19 protein-coding genes and 1 tRNA gene are annotated in these 16991 nt (G+C 66.4%); 16 read left to right on the top strand and 4 right to left on the bottom strand.

Translation table 11 applies throughout. From position 1 onward, the window contains the following. The first annotated feature begins 199 nt into the window (after positions 1–199). From K340_RS33975 to K340_RS0106800, 10 genes are all read left to right on the top strand, one after another. The gene (locus K340_RS33975; protein WP_161632065.1) at positions 200–1294 is read left to right on the top strand and encodes a P-loop NTPase family protein; all 1095 of its coding nucleotides are present in this window, start codon (positions 200–202) and stop codon (positions 1292–1294) included. Continuing rightward, on the top strand, positions 1291–1650 hold the full coding sequence (locus K340_RS0106760) for a hypothetical protein (RefSeq protein ID WP_029136167.1): 360 nt from the start codon (positions 1291–1293) through the stop codon (positions 1648–1650). The genes K340_RS33975 and K340_RS0106760 overlap by 4 nt, the downstream gene beginning before the upstream one ends. Further along, positions 1647–1826: a hypothetical protein gene (locus tag K340_RS0106765; RefSeq protein ID WP_029136168.1), complete on the top strand. Its 180-nt coding sequence runs from the start codon at positions 1647–1649 to the stop codon at positions 1824–1826. Before K340_RS0106760 ends, K340_RS0106765 begins: the two co-directional genes overlap by 4 nt. Beyond that, on the top strand, positions 1823–2029 hold the full coding sequence (locus tag K340_RS0106770; protein ID WP_029136169.1) for a hypothetical protein: 207 nt from the start codon (positions 1823–1825) through the stop codon (positions 2027–2029). Before K340_RS0106765 ends, K340_RS0106770 begins: the two co-directional genes overlap by 4 nt. Next, the gene (locus tag K340_RS0106775; RefSeq protein WP_029136170.1) at positions 2026–2247 is read left to right on the top strand and encodes a hypothetical protein; all 222 of its coding nucleotides are present in this window, start codon (positions 2026–2028) and stop codon (positions 2245–2247) included. Before K340_RS0106770 ends, K340_RS0106775 begins: the two co-directional genes overlap by 4 nt. Then, positions 2244–2753, top strand: coding sequence for a hypothetical protein (locus K340_RS33980; RefSeq protein WP_051265296.1), 510 nt, complete (start codon positions 2244–2246; stop codon positions 2751–2753). The genes K340_RS0106775 and K340_RS33980 overlap by 4 nt, the downstream gene beginning before the upstream one ends. Then, complete coding sequence (locus K340_RS33985; RefSeq protein ID WP_084614120.1) at positions 2750–4240, top strand: CHAP domain-containing protein; 1491 nt, start codon at positions 2750–2752, stop codon at positions 4238–4240. Before K340_RS33980 ends, K340_RS33985 begins: the two co-directional genes overlap by 4 nt. 238 nt (positions 4241–4478) lie before the next feature. Then, positions 4479–4934 (top strand): phage virion morphogenesis protein, encoded by a 456-nt coding sequence (locus K340_RS0106790; protein ID WP_029136171.1) that lies wholly within the window; start codon positions 4479–4481, stop codon positions 4932–4934. Beyond that, the gene (locus tag K340_RS36560) at positions 4931–7225 is read left to right on the top strand and encodes a lytic transglycosylase domain-containing protein (protein WP_029136172.1); all 2295 of its coding nucleotides are present in this window, start codon (positions 4931–4933) and stop codon (positions 7223–7225) included. The genes K340_RS0106790 and K340_RS36560 overlap by 4 nt, the downstream gene beginning before the upstream one ends. 41 nt (positions 7226–7266) lie before the next feature. Next, a complete protein-coding gene (locus tag K340_RS0106800; RefSeq protein WP_154674114.1) occupies positions 7267–7497 on the top strand; it encodes a hypothetical protein in 231 nt (76 codons plus the stop codon). A 723-nt stretch (positions 7498–8220) separates the two neighbouring features. Here K340_RS0106800 and K340_RS0106815 read toward each other — a convergent pair. Beyond that, positions 8221–9345: a hypothetical protein gene (locus K340_RS0106815; protein WP_029136175.1), complete on the bottom strand. Its 1125-nt coding sequence runs from the start codon at positions 9343–9345 to the stop codon at positions 8221–8223. A 38-nt stretch (positions 9346–9383) separates the two neighbouring features. Continuing rightward, the gene (locus tag K340_RS35740; RefSeq protein ID WP_211229298.1) at positions 9384–9584 is read right to left on the bottom strand and encodes a helix-turn-helix domain-containing protein; all 201 of its coding nucleotides are present in this window, start codon (positions 9582–9584) and stop codon (positions 9384–9386) included. A 93-nt stretch (positions 9585–9677) separates the two neighbouring features. Between K340_RS35740 and K340_RS0106825 the strand changes: the two genes are divergently transcribed. Next, on the top strand, positions 9678–10343 hold the full coding sequence (locus K340_RS0106825; RefSeq protein WP_161632066.1) for a helix-turn-helix domain-containing protein: 666 nt from the start codon (positions 9678–9680) through the stop codon (positions 10341–10343). Further along, positions 10336–11565 carry a site-specific integrase gene (locus K340_RS27995; protein ID WP_084614121.1) on the top strand — a complete coding sequence of 410 codons (1230 nt, stop codon included), beginning with the start codon at positions 10336–10338 and terminating at the stop codon, positions 11563–11565. The genes K340_RS0106825 and K340_RS27995 overlap by 8 nt, the downstream gene beginning before the upstream one ends. A 45-nt stretch (positions 11566–11610) precedes the next feature. Here the strand turns inward: K340_RS27995 and K340_RS0106835 are convergent. Beyond that, positions 11611–11692, bottom strand: a tRNA-Tyr gene (locus K340_RS0106835). Positions 11693–11823: 131 nt separating this feature from the next. Between K340_RS0106835 and K340_RS0106840 the strand changes: the two genes are divergently transcribed. The 3 genes from K340_RS0106840 to K340_RS0106850 are packed head-to-tail and all read left to right on the top strand — an operon-like array spanning position 11824 to position 15588. After that, positions 11824–12315 carry a YajQ family cyclic di-GMP-binding protein gene (locus tag K340_RS0106840; RefSeq protein WP_029136177.1) on the top strand — a complete coding sequence of 164 codons (492 nt, stop codon included), beginning with the start codon at positions 11824–11826 and terminating at the stop codon, positions 12313–12315. Positions 12316–12319: 4 nt separating this feature from the next. After that, a complete protein-coding gene (pta, locus tag K340_RS28000) occupies positions 12320–14398 on the top strand; it encodes a phosphate acetyltransferase (protein ID WP_037363085.1) in 2079 nt (692 codons plus the stop codon). Beyond that, the gene (locus K340_RS0106850) at positions 14395–15588 is read left to right on the top strand and encodes an acetate/propionate family kinase (RefSeq protein WP_029136178.1); all 1194 of its coding nucleotides are present in this window, start codon (positions 14395–14397) and stop codon (positions 15586–15588) included. Before pta ends, K340_RS0106850 begins: the two co-directional genes overlap by 4 nt. Positions 15589–15592: 4 nt before the next feature. Here K340_RS0106850 and ddaH read toward each other — a convergent pair whose 3' ends face one another. Next, entirely contained in the window at positions 15593–16444 is an 852-nt protein-coding gene (gene ddaH / locus K340_RS0106855) for a dimethylargininase (RefSeq protein WP_051265302.1), read from the bottom strand. A gap of 52 nt (positions 16445–16496) precedes the next feature. Here ddaH and K340_RS28005 point away from each other — a divergent pair, with 52 nt between their 5' ends. Continuing rightward, a complete protein-coding gene (locus K340_RS28005; protein WP_245599483.1) occupies positions 16497–16988 on the top strand; it encodes an Lrp/AsnC family transcriptional regulator in 492 nt (163 codons plus the stop codon). Positions 16989–16991: the final 3 nt, after the last annotated feature.

Genomic DNA, 16991 nt, shown 5'->3' on the forward strand with positions numbered 1-16991 from the left:
CGCGAGCACAGCATTCGATGACGGCGTGCCGCTACCGTCGGAACCGCCGAGTGAAGGCCGTTCCCCGTTCCCATCCCCCACTGTCGGGAACGGGGAACGGTTGCCCGAGGGAACGTTCCCCGTTCCCCACACACAGGTCGGGGAACGGGGAACACGCCAGAAAGGCGCCGCCGAGCGTGGTGCCCGGCTGTTCGGTGACGTGGCTGCTCTACTCGCCGGCGAACTCCCCGATCCGCCCAGGCCCGAGGTGCTGACCCGCGACGACGGCCGGGCCATCTTCTACGCCGGCCAGGTCAACGCACTGTTCGCCGACGCCGAGTCCGGCAAGACGATGGTGACCTGCGCAGCGATCCAGGAAGTGTTGAAGATCGGCGGCCGCGCCGTATTCGTGGACATCGACCACAACGGCATGGCCGGCATCGTCACCCGCCTGTTGGATCTCGGCTGCCGATCGGAGGACCTGTCCGACCCCGACCGATTCCGCTACGTCGAACCCGAAGACAAGGCGCAGCTGCTGGACCTGGTTGCGTTCCTGGTCACCTGGCGCCCGACGCTGGTCGTGGTCGACTCGGTAGGCGAACTCCTGCCGATGTTCCGGCTGTCCTCCAACAACCCGGACGACTTCACCACAGTCCACGCCGAGGCGCTCAAGCCACTGGCGATGGCCGGTGCCTGCGTCATCACCGTCGACCACGTCGCCAAGAACGTTGCCTCAGCCGAGTCCGGGCCGACCGGCACCAACGCGAAACGCCGCGCCGTCGGCGGGGTCTCGATCCGGGTCAAGGTCAAGGACCAGTTCGTGCCCGGACATGGTGGCGCCGTGTGGCTGATGGTCAACAAGGACCGGCACGGCGGGCTACGCGAGCACTGCCCCCGCGGCGACCGGGAACCATCCGCCGGACTGTTCACCCTGACCCCAACCGGGACCGGGATGACGTGGAACCTGCGAGCACCACAGGACACCGACAGTCAGCAGATCGCCAGCGTGGCGTCTGCTGACCTGGCTGCACTCGACGCGCTGGACCCGGCGCCGGCGAACGTTCGGGACGTCAAGGAGCGGATGAACTGGCGCAGTGAGCGGGCTGCGGAAACGTTGCGTGTCTGGCGTTCCCGTTCCCGAAGCGTTCCCGGGGAACGGGGAACAAGCGAGACGGCGAACGTTCCCCGTTCCCCTACCCCTGTGTTGGGAACGGGGAACACGGTGGAACTCAGGCCCTGCGGACACCCCACGGGACAGACACCGGGCTGCATTGAGTGTCTGATCGCGGACCGTGAAGGGAGCGCAGTCGCATGACCGGCCGGGACACACAGATGCGGTTCCTGGACCCAGCGACCGCGGTCACCCTCGACATGCGCGGAAACCTGCTGAACGTCATCGCCTCCACCGAGGCAGTGCTGCCGCTGATGGGCGCCGGATACCGGATCGCCGCAGCGGCCGGCGACGTCGTCAACGTCGACCAGTTGATCGCGCGGATCCGGATCGACCACTCCGAACCCGACACTGCGATGTACCTCACCGGTGTGATCCACATTCTCGCCGAAGAACTCGGAGCGCTCATCGACCGCTCCGTCATCGGAGTGCCCCTCCGGCAGGCACTCCAGCAACTCGCCGACGAATACGACCCAGACCACAAGGAGATCCCAGAATGACCACGAACCCATCGCTCCCGGCACGCATCCGCAGCAAGCTGGCCGATCTGTGGCTGACGCGCCTGGGCTACCAGACCGACGGCGCTGGGCATGTGGTCTGTGTCGGCGTCCTCCCGCCCGAAGCCCGCCGCCTCACAGATACCGAAACCATCGATGCCAAGGAGTACAGCGAATGAGCACCGAGCAGCCAACCATGGACGAACTCATCGCCGAAGAAGTTGCGAAGCTGGCCTATATGGAAGCCGCCGCGCAGGAGATCCTGGACGGCGCCGGAACACCCCGGCTCCGGGCGAAGGCAAACGCGACGCTCGAACGAGTCCGACGCTCACGGAGGAAACTACTCGGCCCCGCCGCCGACGTCAGCGGGTGGGACAAGTGAGCGACCCTGTGATGGCGCGCCTGCTCGTGGCCAGCGAAGCGCAGCACGCCGTCGACGCCTTGGAAGCCGCAGGTGAACACACCTGGGCCCAAGCCCTCACCGACGAGCTGAACGAAGGCCAAGACCCGTACACCGTGCGTTTTCTGCTCGGTGCCCTCTTGATCATGACCGACGTAATACGCGAACGCCTGGGCGACCTGAAAGGTAAACGCCAGTGACCGCCGAACGGAAACACAAGGGACGGAAACGTAACCCGAACGCCGCACCGTCACCGCGGAACCTGCAGCGGCAGGAACGGCACATCCGGGCGGTCGAGCTCCGCAAGGAGGGTCTGCCGTTCGATGAGATCGCCAGGCGGGTCGGATACGCCAACGCCAGCGGGGCATACAAGGCGGTGGAGGCGATCAAGGACGCTGCCCGCCAGAGCGCCGGTGAGGAACTGATCGCACGCGAGGCGGACACGCTCGAGGAGGCGATGGCACGTGTCCGGGGTGTGCTGCTCGGCGCCGACGACGGTGACCTGGTGGTGAAGGCTGCGCACGCGATCGCCCGGCTCTCGGAGTCCCGCCGGAAGCTGTTCGGTCTGGATGCACCTTCCCGGACTGACGTCACGATGGACGGCTCGGTGCTGCAGGTGGTGTTCAACCCCGCTCTCGCGCCAAGGACTATCGACAGTCCTTCTTTCACATCATCAGATCTCGAATCCGAAGGGCAATCGTCATGACCTCAGCAGCAGATGTGATCGCAGTCGCCAAGGGCGAACTCGGGTATGTCGAGTCGGGCACGAACATCACGAAATATGGGGCCTGGTACGGCGACCAGGGCCAGCCGTGGTGCGCCCAGTTCGTCTCCTGGTGCGGCTACACGGCCGCGGCCAACATCGGCCCCGAAGTCCCGAACCCGTACGCGGACGCCGAGAACCCGAAGGGGTTCGAGTACACCCCGACATGGGCGGACTGGTTCCGGCAGCGGAACGCGTTCGTTGCAGGTTCTTCCTCTGGCATCCAGCCCGGCGACATCGTCTTCTACGACTTCGGAATGGGCCGCATCTCGCATGTGGGGCTAGTGATCGCCGCCGACGCCAACGGCTATTCCACGATCGAGGGCAACACCTACGACACGGTGAACGGCCGGAACGGCGACACCGTAGCCACCCACGCCCGGACTCATCATGACGGGTTCTTCCGCGGGTACGGACGGCCGCTGTACGACGAGATGGGCCCGGGGATCGGCGGCGGCTACGACCGAATCAACCCGATCATCGGGACCTACGAAGCCCCTCCGAAACGGCCCCTGGTGCCGCTGCGTGGCCTACAGCCGGTCCAGGGCAACAACACGCTCGCCGCGATCCGGGTATCCGGCGCCAGGCTCCCCACGGACCTCACGTCTCGGGTCACGAAGGCCGCGCTGACGTTCGCCTCGACGGAAAGAGGCACCTTGGAACTCACGGTGCAGGACAACGCCACAGCGGACTTCGCCGCGTCCGGGATCTTCTCCCGCGACTACCAGTCGGAGGAGTTCGGCCGGCCCATCTCCTTGGACTTCGGGGACCAGCACATGCAGGTGACGAACGTGAAGACCTCCCGCGGCTCAGGTGGCCCGCTCCACACCGTGACGACGTTCGGGCAGGTCGATCCCTACCGCTGGGTCAAGGACATGGCCGTGAACGCCGGCGCCCGAGCGGTCGTAGAGGACACCAACTCCGGGGATGTGAACATCGCGCGTACGTCGGAGCAGACCACCTGGGACGTCATGCAACAGATCGCCAAGGGTCTCGGGTGCGTGTGCTTCGAGCACGACAACACGATCTATTTCGGCCGGCCGACGTGGCTGGCGATGCGGGCAGCGAAGCGGATCTGGGACTTCGAGTGGACGGCGTGGGACCGGTACACCGACGGTTTGGATGGGATGCCGGTTGTGGACGTTTCCACCGGCGACCGGAACGGCGACGTGCTGACGTTCGGTCTGCTGTCCGCGGACCGGTGGAGCATCCGGCCCGGGGATTTGGTGAACATGTCCGGCCGGCTCCGGTCCCTGAACGGCCAGTGGGCCGTCGACAAGGTCGTCATGAACCTGCGGCTGACCCAGACGGTCCAGGTGACCTGCGGCCGGATCGTGGATCCGCAACCCCAGACCCCGACGGGGACCATCAACAACGTTCCGGCCTACAACTCGCAGACCGGCGGAGCAACGATCGGCCTGCCGGGGTGAGTGAACAGTCCCCCGCAGCTGGGAGGCGCCTGCACACACGTTGCACACACCCGCTCTATCGATGCAGGTCAGAGCACTAGAAGCTGATCCATAATCAGCCGATTCGAGGCATGGAGGCAGGTAAGGGTCCTTCTGCCGCCTGAGAACGGGTCCCACAATGCCGGCCGATGACGCGGGATCGTTGGGGCAGGCGAACTACGGGCGAAGGGCGAACGATCGTGACTGAGCGGATGAGCGGATGAGGCTCCTCATCGACATCGACGGAGACCAGCAGCTGCACCGACAGCTGCTCAGGTGGACTGACCGGCTCACCGACGCTTCGCCGGCGTTCGACCGGATGGCGTCCACTGTTGCGACGATCGAGCAGCAGCAGTTCTCGTCGCAGGGCGGGTACGGCTCGGGTGGTTGGTCTCCGCTGTCCCCGAGGTACCGGGCGTGGAAGATGCGCCACTACCCGGGGAAGCCGATCTTGGAGCGCACCGGAGCGCTGAAGCGGTCGCTGACTGACCGCCCGTTCGGGATCGAGCAGATCAACGAAACCGAGATGACGATTGGTACCGAGGTTCCGTACGCGCGGTACCACCAGCGCGGCACAGACAGGATGCCGCGGCGCCGGCCGCTCGAGCTTCCCGCTTCGGGTCGGACGCAGCTGGTCAAGATCTTGCAGCGGTTCATCCAGGAGGGCGACGCATGACCGAGCCGCTCGTTTTGACGGTCAAGATGATCGGCGCCGACCTGGCGGCCAAGGATCTCGGCAAGGTCGGTGCCGCGGCTGAGGATATGAGCAGGACCCTCGGCAAGACGTACGGCCAAACTGCCGAACAGTGGGTGGAGGAGCACAGCAAGGCTGCGAAGACAGTCGCGAAGGCCACCGACGATGCCGGGAAATCCCAGGGCGGATTCTTCGCCGGATTGAAAGCGGGGTGGACACGGGCGAAGGCCGACGCCACCCAGTCGGCGAAGGACATCTACAAGGCGAACGCCGCCGAGTACGACGCGATGGCGGAGAAGCAGCGCGGGTTCTTCGCCGGCATCAAGGACGGCTGGGACAAGGTGAAGGGCGATGCCGAGGACGGGGGGAAGAAGTCCGGTGACGGGTTCCTCAAGGGCATCAAGGGGAAGATCCTCGGCGGAATCAGCGCGCTGGGTATTGGGGCGTTCCTGGTGTCCGCAGTCCAGTCCGCAATGGATTCCGAGGCTGTGCAAAGTCAACTGGAGGACGCGTTCTCCCGATTCCCGAAACTCGCTGACACCAACATCGGCAAGATCGAGGAGCTTGCTAATGCCCGGGAGAAACTGACCCGCTTCGACGCCGACTCCACGAAGGCCAGTGTTGTCCAGCTGGCGCAGATGCGGCTGTCCGGAGCGCAGATCACGAAGATGATCCCGCTGATCCAGGACTACGCGGCGAAGACCGGCAAGGACCTTGACCAGGCCACGAAGTCGGTAACGGACGCGTTCTTGGGCAATTCGGATGCCCTGCGGGATATCTCGGTCAACTTCAAGGCGACCGGTTCAGCTGGGTACGACTACGCCGAGATGATGAAGGCGCTCCGCGCCCAGGTCGGCGGGTTCGCAGAGAAGGAAGGCGAAGGCGCGAACGGCACCTTGGCCAAACTGTCGAACCAGTTCGCGAACGTCAAACAGGAGCTCGGCGAGAAGCTGTTGCCCTATGCGATCAAGTTCGGGGACTGGATCGAGCGAACCGGCATCCCGATGTTCGAGAAGATCGTTGACTGGGTAGCCAAATTCGGAGACAACATCAAGCCTCTGGTCACCTACTTCTCGTCAGCGGAAGGCGCCTGGGTGAAGTTCACCGCGGCGATCGCCCTGTCCGCCTACGTGTTCAAGACTCATCCGGTGTTTGCTGTGGCCGCTGCGGTTGCGTACATCATCGCGAACTGGGACAAGGTGAAAGACGCGTGGTCCGGGAAGGCCACGGAACTCACCCCAGCAACCGGACCGGACGGCAAGCCACTCGTCTCGACTCTGCCGGACGGGCGCAAGGTCATGAAGATGAACGTCCCCGGCATGAATCACGGCCCGGACGTCGAAAAGATGCCCGGTCATTCGAAGGGCACCGTCCTTCCCGGGTATGCACCTGGTGTCGATTCGGTCGCGGCGATGCTGTCCCCCGGCGAGGGCGTGGCCGTCCCGGAACTGGTGAAGGCCATCGGCCCGGCCACGTTCATGGCATGGAACGCCGCCGCATCCGCTGGCCGGCGGGGATTCGCGTTCGGTGGGATCGCGGGCACCAACCCGCAGTTCCAGCGGGACCCGATCTCGCAAGCACTGTTCATGGCGCAGCTGCAATCTGTGTTCTCCCTCGGGAGCAACACGGCAACCAGTGCGGCCCCGCAGGTATCCGCTACACCGTCCGGCGACGACCCGGTAGCCCGCTGGAAGAACGTTGCAACGCAGGCTCTCCAGATCACCGGGGACTACAGCAGCGAGAACCTGTCGGCGATGATGCACCGGCTCGGCATGGAGTCCACGGGTAATCCCTCCGCGATCAATAACTGGGATCGGAATGCGAAGAATGGCACGCCTTCGAAGGGCCTGATGCAGGTCATCGATCCGACGTTCAAGTCGTACGCGATGCCCGGCTACGACACGGACATTTGGGATCCGTTGTCCAACATGCTCGCCTCGATCCGCTACGCCAAGGCGACGTACAGGACTTTGCCAGCGGCCTACAACAAGGCCGGCGGTTACGACTCGGGCGGCTGGCTGCCGCCGGGCGGGATCGCGGTCAGCGGGCTGGACAAGCCGGAAGCTGTACTGACGCCCAGTCAATGGGACGTCGCCGAGCGGGCCGTCAACAACCACTCCCAGGGCACCGTGATCGAGGCCGGAGCGTTCGCTGCCGGTGCAATCGTCATCAGCGGCGTCTCGGACCCCGAGGCCGTCCTCGCGCTCCTGCAGGACCGGCTACCGGAACTGCTCGAGGGCGAGCGACGCAAGCAGAACACGAGGAACCTGTGATGGCCGGTGATCATGACGCTGGGACGCGGCAGGCTCTCGGCGTGCTGACCGCCTTCATCGCCGATGAGGATGGCCCGGCGTTCGCCAACCAGCAATTCCAGGCCGCTGCCGATAATCTCGCCCATAGTCACAGCCTCGACGGCGCCATCAGGCTGCTCGTCGGATCGTTCGCTCTGTCTGTCGAGCTACTGCACGACCAGGCCCAGCAGACGGGCGAGGACCGGTCAGAGATCCTGCAGCGCATCGCGTTGCGGCTCGCAGACTGCGGCTGATTCAGTGTCAGCTTCCACGGCCCTGACCTGCAGTGACCGGACGCGTGTGTGCAAGGTGTGTGCATTCGGAAGGGGGATCGCCTGTCGGCGGCCGCGCCTACCCTGAGCCCATGCGCTGCCGCCGGGACGGCCAAGCACTGACCGAGGTACCGCCACCCTGCCCCGGTGGCCACGAGTACCAGCACCGGACGTATTACTGCCGCGACTGCGACATCGAGCAGCGGGTGCCGCCGTGCACGTCGACGGACCGGACGACCAGCGAGCAGGGGTTGAGACTCTAAGGCTGGGCCGGAGCCGGCTGATAAAGAATGCCGCGCGCGAGCGCGTGCTGCCGAAGGCGGCTCGCGAGGCGCTCCCGCTTGCTTCTGCCAACGTGAGTCATGTCAACGGAGACGTGATCCGGAGGGTTCTCACCGATGCCTCCGTCCTCATAACACTGGTAGGTCAGATCGAGCGCCTCACCTACGGTCAGGCCCCAAGTCCCTAGCGACTGTCCACCGCGATTGATATGGCGCTCGTATGCCTCGTCTGGCTTGACACGCCCGTGAGTCGTGGACATGAGTAAAAACTGATGCGGGTCATCGGGGTCTGGGGATGACGGGAGGAACAGGCCCTTCTGGAGTGTCCCGTCCGAGTTGCAGTTTCCCGGAAGCGCCTGCCTGAGCAGCAGGGTCGAACGGTCTGACAGGAGCTGACCACAGGGAATAGCCCCTGTCGCGTCGGTCATTTCAACGTGCCCGTGCGAACGAAACGCTCCAGATCTGAGGCAGCGAAGTCGCTCGACTCAACATCTTCGTCACGTCCATCCGCGTGCAGGATGCACATGTACACGCCACCGCTCGGCTCGATCTCCACCACGAATTCGTCGCCGTAGCGTTCCCATTCGAGCCGGAGGCCGCCCTGGGGTGTCGCCGTCGGCTCAGCGCGCGTGTCGAGGTGGTTGCCCAACGATTCCATGAACGCCCCGTAATTGCGCAGAGCGACTTCTGACACGGCCCGACTGCCCCGCCCACTCCACCCGTCCTCGAGCCTGCGGAGGAGATCGAGCTTGGCCATCACGATCTCCTTCGCGTCGTCTGCGGTGTACTCGATATGGTCCACGCTCAGCAACTCAGTGATCGCCCCGTTTGCCGCTCGCTGGACCTGCCCAGTTAGTGCAACCCACGGTCGACCGGTCTGCTCATCGCGCAAACGGTGGCGGATCGCCAGCGCCTGCTGGATCGCGTACTTACCTTCCACCTGACGACCGACACCGCGCATGGTGAAGGTCATCTTGAACGTGTTCATGGCGACGATTTGGCCCCGAACGACGTCCCGGCCAATCGTACGCAGGCCTTCGCGAAGTCGCTCCAGCTCGTCAACCTGCTCTCGACGTGCGGTGCCGCGCGCACTGGATGCACCGGGCGGACCCAGCTCGGCGACCTCTCCATCCTGAAGGAGCTTGCAGAACGCCTGAAACTCGCCGAGGTCATCGTCCGACAGCGCGAAGGGCACGCCCGTGCGTCGATCGAGACTAGCCAGCGTGTCTTCGAGTGCTTGCCGCCCCCGGTCATAGAAATCCTGCATGACAATCGGCTGGTTCGGGACATGCAGGGCGGTCACCTCCCGCTCCAGCAGTGGGAGGGAGCTCCCGTCTTCAAAGCCCCGTACTCGTAGATCCAGCCCGTCGCCGAATCCTCCCGGTACCCGTGACCGGTTGGGGTGATCGTCCAGGTAGACCACTCGGGCCATGATGAGCACCAGCCGCTGATACCTGCTCAGGATCTCCCCAGCGTCAGCGGGAAACCCCTTCGCCGCGTCGAACCGGGCACCCGTCAGCTTGAAGTATGCGAAGGGTTCCAGCGCCATAGTTGCGCATGGTAACGGCACAGCTTGATTTCACGGCGTCAGGCGACGGACGAGCCCTCGCCGGCCGTGCGCTTGACCTGGGAGTCGGCCCTGTAGCCGAGCAGTTCCAGCAGCTTCGGCACCGGCACGAGCCAGGTCCTGCCGAGATGCAACGAAGGGATTTCTCCTTGTCTAGCTGCCTCGTACGCCTGATTGCGGCCGATGCCGAGCAGCCTGCCGACATCTGGCCAGAGCGGCACCGTAGCTCGACCTCTCAGTTCGCTTGGAATCTCCACGGCGACCTCCGGACTGCTGTATCGCTCGATCGGACTGTCCGATCTCCTATTACAACCATGAGGGACAGGAAGGGACTTGTCAAGCCAGAAGGGGCGTGTCATGCTGTAGGAGACACCATGAGGGACAGGAAGGGACGGATGCCGGAATACGCGGGCCGCGAGGTCGGCAAGATCGAGGAAGCCATCGGCCGGAACATCGATCGACTGCGCGGTGACATGAGTCAGGCGGAACTCGGCCGGCGGCTTGAGCCGTACGTCGGCGAGTGGTCACGGCAGGCAGTCTCCGCTGCGATCAAGGGGCGCCGATCCTTCACAGCGGCGGAACTCGTGGCCCTCGCGATGGCGTTGGGAACGACGATCCCGGAGCTGATGCACTCCACGGACTACGTCGAGCTGCGCGACGGCGACCAGGTGGCCCCGAACGAACTGGAGAGCGTGCTCTACCAGACCGGCCGGAAGACCCACGCGATCGCGAAGGAGCAGATGCGAGAGGCAGCCGACCTGATCCGGCGCACAGCGGACGCGCAACGCGGACTCGACCATCTGATCCCGTTGCTGCGTGTCTACCTAGATGAGTACCCGGACTTCCGCGACGAGATCGAACATTCGCGTGACGACGTACTCCGCAAGATGCGCATCAGCGACACGGAACGCATGTGGAATTCGCCTTGGATCCAGGTCTGCGACGAACTGCTAGGAGAGCGGAGCGAGATCGATGGCTGACAAGAGCGTGTGGAAGGCGTGCGGCTGCCGGGACGAGAGCGGCCAACAGATGGGCGCGGGCTGCCCGAAGCTGGACGACAAGAAGCATGGCACCTGGCGCTACCGGATCAGCGCCGGGAAGGATCCGCGGACCGGCAAGCGCCGGCAGGTGTTCGAATCCGGGTTCACCACCCGGCAGGCAGCCGAGCGGGCCCGGAACAAGGCTCGCTCGCAGCTCGACCAGGGCACCTACCGGGACGACACCAGAGAGACCGTCGCCGCGTTCCTGACCTCTTGGGCGGACAAGAAGGAGAGCACCGGCAAGCTCCGCCCGTCGACGCTGCGCATGTACCGGCGGTACATCACCGAGGACATCGTGCCAGCGGTCGGTGCGCTTCGCCTCCGGCAGCTGCAGCCGCATCACATCGATGACCTGATCGGGTCCCTGCTCGCCGACGGTCGCGGCCGGGTCACCGTGCGCCGGATCCACGCGACGCTGTCCAGTGCGTTGACCTCGGCCCGCAAGCTCAAGCTGATCGGCTCGAACCCAGCGGCCGACGTCGAGCTGCCGGATGCCCCGCGGCCGATGGTGCACCCGTGGGAGCCGGCAGAGCTCGGCACATTCCTCACGAAGGCGGCAGAGCACCGGCTCGGCGCACTGTTCGAGGTCGCGGCGTTCACTGGCCTCCGGCGGGGCGAGCTGGTCGGGCTGCGCTGGTCGGACGTCGACCTGATCAACCAGGTAATCACCGTCCGGACACAGATCGTCCAGGCAGGCGGGGCGAAGCTCGAGGGCAAACCGAAGACTCGATCCGGTGAGCACCGACGGATCGACATCGGCTCCCGGGTCGTCGGCGCGCTGCTCGGCCACCAATTCGCCCAGCAGCAGGAGCGGGACGCCTGGGCCGAGGCGTACAGCGACAATGGCCGTGTATTCGCCCGGGAGGACGGCTCCGACCTGTCCCCCGACTACGTGAGTCGACTGTTCCACTCGCTGACCACGAAGGCTGGGCTCCGGCAGGTGAAGCTGCACGACCTGCGCCACGGTGCGGCGTCGCTGATGCTGGCATCCGGCACCGACATCGCGGTCGTTTCCAAGATGCTCGGGCACTCTACGATTTCGCTCACATCCGACACCTACAGCCACCTGGTGGGCGGAATCGGGCGTCAGGCAGCGATGGCTGCGGAGGCTCTACTGCCACCCACTGCACACACATCGCACACACCTGAGGCCCTGAAATGACCAGCGGGCCCGCTCCGAAGAGCGAACCCGCTGGTCACCGCACAGTGGCAGGTGAGGGATTTGAACCCCCGTAGGCAATGCCGGCTGATTTACAGTCAGCTCCCTTTGGCCGCTCGGGCAACCTGCCGTGCCGGATCAGACTACAACGACGGGTGGGCGCGATCCCAATCGCCGGGCGGACCGGGCAGGATGGGACCGGGCGCCTGCCGGGCGCCACCCGGCAGGATGAATCCACAGGCAGAGAAAGAGGTGGGATGCATGGCCGACCCGTCGTTCGACGTGGTGTCCAAGGTCGATCACCAGGAGGCGGACAACGCCCTGAACCAGGCCGGCAAGGAGTTGAGCCAGCGGTTCGACTTCCGCGGCACCGACACCACCATTGCCTGGGCCGGCGAGGACGGGGTCACCATCACCTCGGCCACCGAGGAGCGCTGCACCGCCGCCATCGAGGTGTTCAAGGAGAAGTTGATCAAGCGCGGCATCTCGCTGCGCTCGCTGGAGATCGGTGAGCCGCAGGCCTCCGGCAAGACCTACAAGGTCACCGGCAAGATCGTCGAGGGCATCTCCAGCGAGAACGCCAAGAAGATCGGCAAGCTGATCAGGGACGAAGGCCCCAAGGGCGTGCAGTCGCAGATCCAGGGCGACCAGCTGCGGGTGTCCGGCAAGAAGCGGGACGACCTGCAGGCGGTGATCGCGTTGCTCAAGAACGCCGACCTGGACATCGCACTGCAGTTCACGAACTACCGCTGAGACCGTGTCGCGCAGCGTCTACATCGCGGCCGCCGAGGGCGCATCGGTCAAGTCGATCGTGGCGTTCGGCGTGCTGGACCTGCTCACCCGGCAGGTCGACCGAGTCGGGGTGTTCCGACCGGTCGCGCCCTCGCCCGAGTCGGACGTCGTCCTCGATCTGCTGCTGTCACACCCGGCGGTGCGACAGGATCGGACCGAAGCGGTCGGCATCCTGTACGAACAGGTGCATGCGGACCCGGCCGCGGCGCACGCCGAGATCGTCCGCCGGTTCGCCGCCCTGAGCCAACGGTTCGACGCGGTGGTGGTGCTGGGCAGCGACTTCACCGATGTGTCCAGTCCCGGTGAGCTGGACTTCAACGCGCAGGTAGCGGCCGATCTCGGTGCCCCGGTGGTGCTGGTGGTTTCCGGCCGTGGTCGGGCTCCCGACCAGATCCGACTGGCCGCCGAGATCTCGCTGTCCGAACTCGCCGCGCAGCACGCCCAGCCGATCGCGGTGATCGCGAACCGGGTCGAGGCCGAGCAGGCCGGCGCCGTGCGGGAGCAACTTGCCGGCTTCCGGGGCCTGCAGACCGCCGTCATCCCCGAAGTGCCACTGCTGGTCGCCCCGACCGTCCGGGCCCTGATCGAGGCGTGCGATGGCACCCTGCTGCGCGGCAACCCGGACTGGCTGGACCGGGAGGCACTCGGCTTCGTGGTGGCCGCGATGTCGCTGCCGAACGTACTCACCAGGCTCCGCCCCGACTCGGCGGTGATCGCTCCCGGCGACCGGGCGGACCTGCTGCCCGGCCTGCTGCTGGCGCACGAGTCCGGCACCTTCCCGAACCTGTCGGTAATCGTGCTGACCGGCGGATACCTGCCGCCACAACCCATCCGGACGCTGATCGACGGGATCGAACACGATCTGCCGATCGTCACCGCACCGCACGACACCTTCCAGACGGCCACCCAACTGGCCGGCGTCCGCGGGCGGATCACCGCCGCGTCGCCGGTCAAGGTGGAGACCGCGCTCCGGGTGTTCGCGGACGCGGTGGACGGCCCGGCGCTGCTGGGCGCGATGAACGTCGCCGCCTCGACCGTGGTGACGCCGTTGATGTTCCAGTTCCGCCTGATCGAGCGGGCCAGATCGGCCCGCAAGCGGATCGTGCTACCCGAGGGCGACGACGAACGGATCCTGCGGGCGACCGCGTCGCTGCTGCGGCTCGGTGTCGCCGACATCACCCTGCTCGGCGAGGAGAACCGGCTGCGGGCCAGCGCATCCCGACTCGGGCTGGACATCGGGACGGCCACGGTGGTCTCCCCCGACGACCCCGAACTGCGCACCAGGTTCGCCGCCGAGTACGCCCGGTTGCGAGCCCACAAGGGGGTGACGATCGCGCAGGCCACCGAGCGGCTCGGCGACGTCTCGTACTTCGGCACGATGATGGTGCAGCTCGGGCTGGCCGACGGCATGGTGTCCGGCGCGGCCCACACCACCGCGCAGACCATCAAGCCGGCATTCGAGATCATCCGCACCGCCGCCGGCACCTCGATCGTTTCGAGCGTCTTCCTGATGTGCCTTGCCGATCGGGTGTTGGTCTACGGCGACTGCGCGGTGAACCCCGATCCGACCGCCGAACAACTGGCGGACATCGCGATCTCGTCGGCCGCCACCGCAGCCCGGTTCGGTGTCGACCCGCGGATCGCCATGCTCTCGTACTCGACCGGCGCCAGTGGCGACGGCGCCGACGTCGAGAAGGTACGCCGGGCAACCGATCTGGTCCGCCGCCGACGGCCGGACCTGCCGGTGGACGGTCCGATCCAGTACGACGCCGCGGTGGACCCGGCAGTGGCCGCGGCGAAGGCTCCCGGGTCGGCGGTCGCCGGGCGGGCCACCGTGTTGATCTTCCCGGATCTGAACACCGGCAACAACACCTACAAGGCGGTCCAACGCAGCGCCGGCGCGGTGGCCATCGGCCCGGTGCTGCAGGGCCTGGCGAAGTCGGTCAACGACCTGTCCCGCGGAGCGCTGGTCGACGACATCGTCAATACGGTGGCGATCACCGCCATCCAGGCACAGCAGACGACGACCTCGGACGCCGGATGACGGCCGACAGCGTACTGGTGCTCAACTCGGGCTCGTCGTCGATGAAATATCAACTGCTGCAACCGGACAGCGGCGACGTCGCGGCCTCCGGGGTGGTCGAACGGATCGGCCAGCAGCAGGGTTCGGCCACCCACCGTTCGCCGGGCGGCACCAAGCAGTGGGCCGGCCCGGTCCCCGACTACTCGGCCGCACTGGACGTCGTCGTACAGCTGTTCGCCGAGTCCGGCAGCCCGATTGCCGACCAGAATCTGCTCGCCGTCGGGCACCGAGTGGTCCACGGCGGATCCGACTTCGGTGATCCGGTGATCGTCGATGACGCCGTCCTGCAACGGATCCGGCAGCTCTCGGTGCTCGCTCCCCTGCACAATCCGGCGAACGCCCAAGGGATCGAGCGGGCGGCCAGGGCCTTCCCCGACACCCCACAGGTGGCCGTCTTCGACACCGCGTTCTTCCGCACCCTGCCGGCAGCCGCCGCCAGCTACGCCATCGACACCGCGGTGGCGGCCGCATATCAGGTGCGGCGCTACGGCTTCCACGGCACCAGCCACGAGTACGTGTCGGGGCTGGCGGCGAGCGTGCTCGGCCGGCCGCCGGCCGACCTCAATCAGATCGTGCTGCACCTGGGCAACGGGGCCTCGGTGTCGGCGATCCGCGGCGGGGTCGCGGTGGAGACATCGATGGGGATGACCCCGCTCGAGGGCCTGGTGATGGGAACCCGTTCCGGCGACATCGATCCCGGCGCGTTGCTGCACCTGCAGCGGGCGGCCGGCCTGGACGTGGCCGCGCTGGACGAGCTGCTGAACCGCAGATCCGGTGTGCTCGGGCTGGCCGGCGTCGTCGACATGCGCGACCTGCATGCCCGGATCGCTGCCGGCAACCCGGAGGCCGAGTTGGCGCTGGAGGTCTACTGCCACCGGGCGCGAAAGTACGTCGGGGCCTACCTGGCCGTGCTCGGCCGACTCGACGCCGTGGTGTTCACGGCCGGAGTCGGGGAGAACGATGCCAGGGTGCGGGCCGGCATCCTGCAGGGCCTTCACGGGCTGGGGATCACGGTCGACCCCGACCGGAACCACTCCCCCGCCCACGGCCCGCGGGTGATCTCGGCGGTCGGCTCCGCGGTCGAGGTGCTGGTGGTGCCGACGAACGAGGAACTGGCGATCGCCCGCAAGGCCGCCGCCCTGGTGCGCTGAGGCGTCAGCCCCGCAGTTCCAGGGTGCAGCACTTGATGCCGCCGCCGGCCTTGCGGAACTCTGAGACGTCCACCGGAACCGGCCGGTACCCGGCTGCGGTCAGGTCGCGTTGCAGTTGTTCGGCCTGAGCGGCGACCACCACGTTCCGGCCGTCGCTGGTGGCGTTGAGGCCGAACCAGTCGGCATCCGCCCTGGTCGCGATGATCGCGTCCGGGAACCGATCGCGCAGGACCTGCTGGGACGCGTGGCTGAATGCCTCAGGGAGATAGGCGATCTGGTCGTCGGCCAGTACTGCCAGTGCTGTGTCCAGGTGGTAGAAGCTCGGGCTGACCAGTTCCAACGGGACCAGTGGGACGCCGAGCGAGGCCGCCGTCTCGGTGTGCTCCTTGGGGTCGGTGCGGAAGCCGCTGCCGGCCAGCAACGCCGAGCCGGTCCACAGGTAGTCGCCCTCCCCCTCGTTGACGTATTCAGGGATCACCATCTCCGGGTACCGGGCGGCGAACCACGCCCGGTACGGCGCCTCCTCGCCGGTGCGCTCGGGCCGGAGGAACTTGGCAGCCACCACCCGGCCGCCGACCACGGTGCCGGCGTTCGCCGCGAACACCATGTCGGGCTGGCCGGGTACCCCTTCGATCACCTCAACGGTGTTGCCCAGGTCGAGGTAGGTCGATCGAAGATCTTCCCACTGCCGCATCGCCAGCTCGCGGTCGACCTCGACGTCGGCGTGCATCCAGGCGTTGATCTCGTAGGTGACGTCGAAGTAGGTCGGTCGGCACATCAGGTAGGTGCGCGGGCGGGCGACTCGCTGCGCAGCGGCAGACAGGTTGACCGGGTTGCTTCCAACAGCGAGGGACATGACTCGACGATAGGATGCACTCCGACGAAACGACAAGCGACTCTCCGCCCGAATGGAGCACAGTTCATTGCAGATCGACAAGATCGACAGTCACATCATTTCGTGCCTGGTCGCCGAGGCTCGGAGCTCGTTCCGGGAGATCGGTCAGCAGGTGGGGCTGTCGGCGCCGGCCGTGAAGCGCCGGGTCGACCGGTTGCGTTCGGACGGTGTCATCACCGGCTTCACCGCCAGGGTCGATCCGGCCATGCTCGGCTGGACGGCGCAGGCGTTCGTCGCGGTGACCTACACCGGCAACGTCCCCCCGGGACGGATCCGGCAGTTGCTCTCGCCGATCCCCGAGGTGATCGCCGCCTACACCGTGTCCGGCGACGCCGACGTGCTGGTGCATCTGCGGGCCGCCGACATGGCCCACTTCGAGCAGGCCCTGGAACGGATCCGCTCGGCCGCCGGAGTGGCCAGGACCGAGTCGACGATCGTGTTGTCGTCGGTGCTGGACCGGCAGTCGGTCGGTCTCACGGTCGCCGGTTCCGAACCGGCGGGCTGACGG

The organism is Nakamurella lactea DSM 19367 (assembly GCF_000426645.1).
In the GTDB taxonomy this organism is placed as follows: Bacteria; Actinomycetota; Actinomycetes; order Mycobacteriales; family Nakamurellaceae; genus Nakamurella; species Nakamurella lactea.

Bases quoted from the DNA above. Each gene is read 5' to 3' on its own strand.
- K340_RS27995 (WP_084614121.1), top strand. From the start codon at position 10,336: ATGGCTGACAAGAGCGTGTGGAAGGCGTGCGGCTGCCGGGACGAGAGC.
- K340_RS0106850 (WP_029136178.1), top strand. From the start codon at position 14,395: ATGACGGCCGACAGCGTACTGGTGCTCAACTCGGGCTCGTCGTCGATG.
- K340_RS0106765 (WP_029136168.1), top strand. From the start codon at position 1,647: ATGACCACGAACCCATCGCTCCCGGCACGCATCCGCAGCAAGCTGGCC.
- K340_RS0106790 (WP_029136171.1), top strand. From the start codon at position 4,479: ATGAGGCTCCTCATCGACATCGACGGAGACCAGCAGCTGCACCGACAG.
- ddaH (WP_051265302.1), bottom strand. From the start codon at position 16,444: ATGTCCCTCGCTGTTGGAAGCAACCCGGTCAACCTGTCTGCCGCTGCG.
- K340_RS0106815 (WP_029136175.1), bottom strand. From the start codon at position 9,345: ATGGCGCTGGAACCCTTCGCATACTTCAAGCTGACGGGTGCCCGGTTC.
- K340_RS28005 (WP_245599483.1), top strand. From the start codon at position 16,497: ATGGAGCACAGTTCATTGCAGATCGACAAGATCGACAGTCACATCATT.
- K340_RS0106840 (WP_029136177.1), top strand. From the start codon at position 11,824: ATGGCCGACCCGTCGTTCGACGTGGTGTCCAAGGTCGATCACCAGGAG.
- K340_RS36560 (WP_029136172.1), top strand. From the start codon at position 4,931: ATGACCGAGCCGCTCGTTTTGACGGTCAAGATGATCGGCGCCGACCTG.
- K340_RS0106825 (WP_161632066.1), top strand. From the start codon at position 9,678: ATGAGGGACAGGAAGGGACTTGTCAAGCCAGAAGGGGCGTGTCATGCT.
- K340_RS0106770 (WP_029136169.1), top strand. From the start codon at position 1,823: ATGAGCACCGAGCAGCCAACCATGGACGAACTCATCGCCGAAGAAGTT.
- K340_RS33985 (WP_084614120.1), top strand. From the start codon at position 2,750: ATGACCTCAGCAGCAGATGTGATCGCAGTCGCCAAGGGCGAACTCGGG.
- K340_RS0106760 (WP_029136167.1), top strand. From the start codon at position 1,291: ATGACCGGCCGGGACACACAGATGCGGTTCCTGGACCCAGCGACCGCG.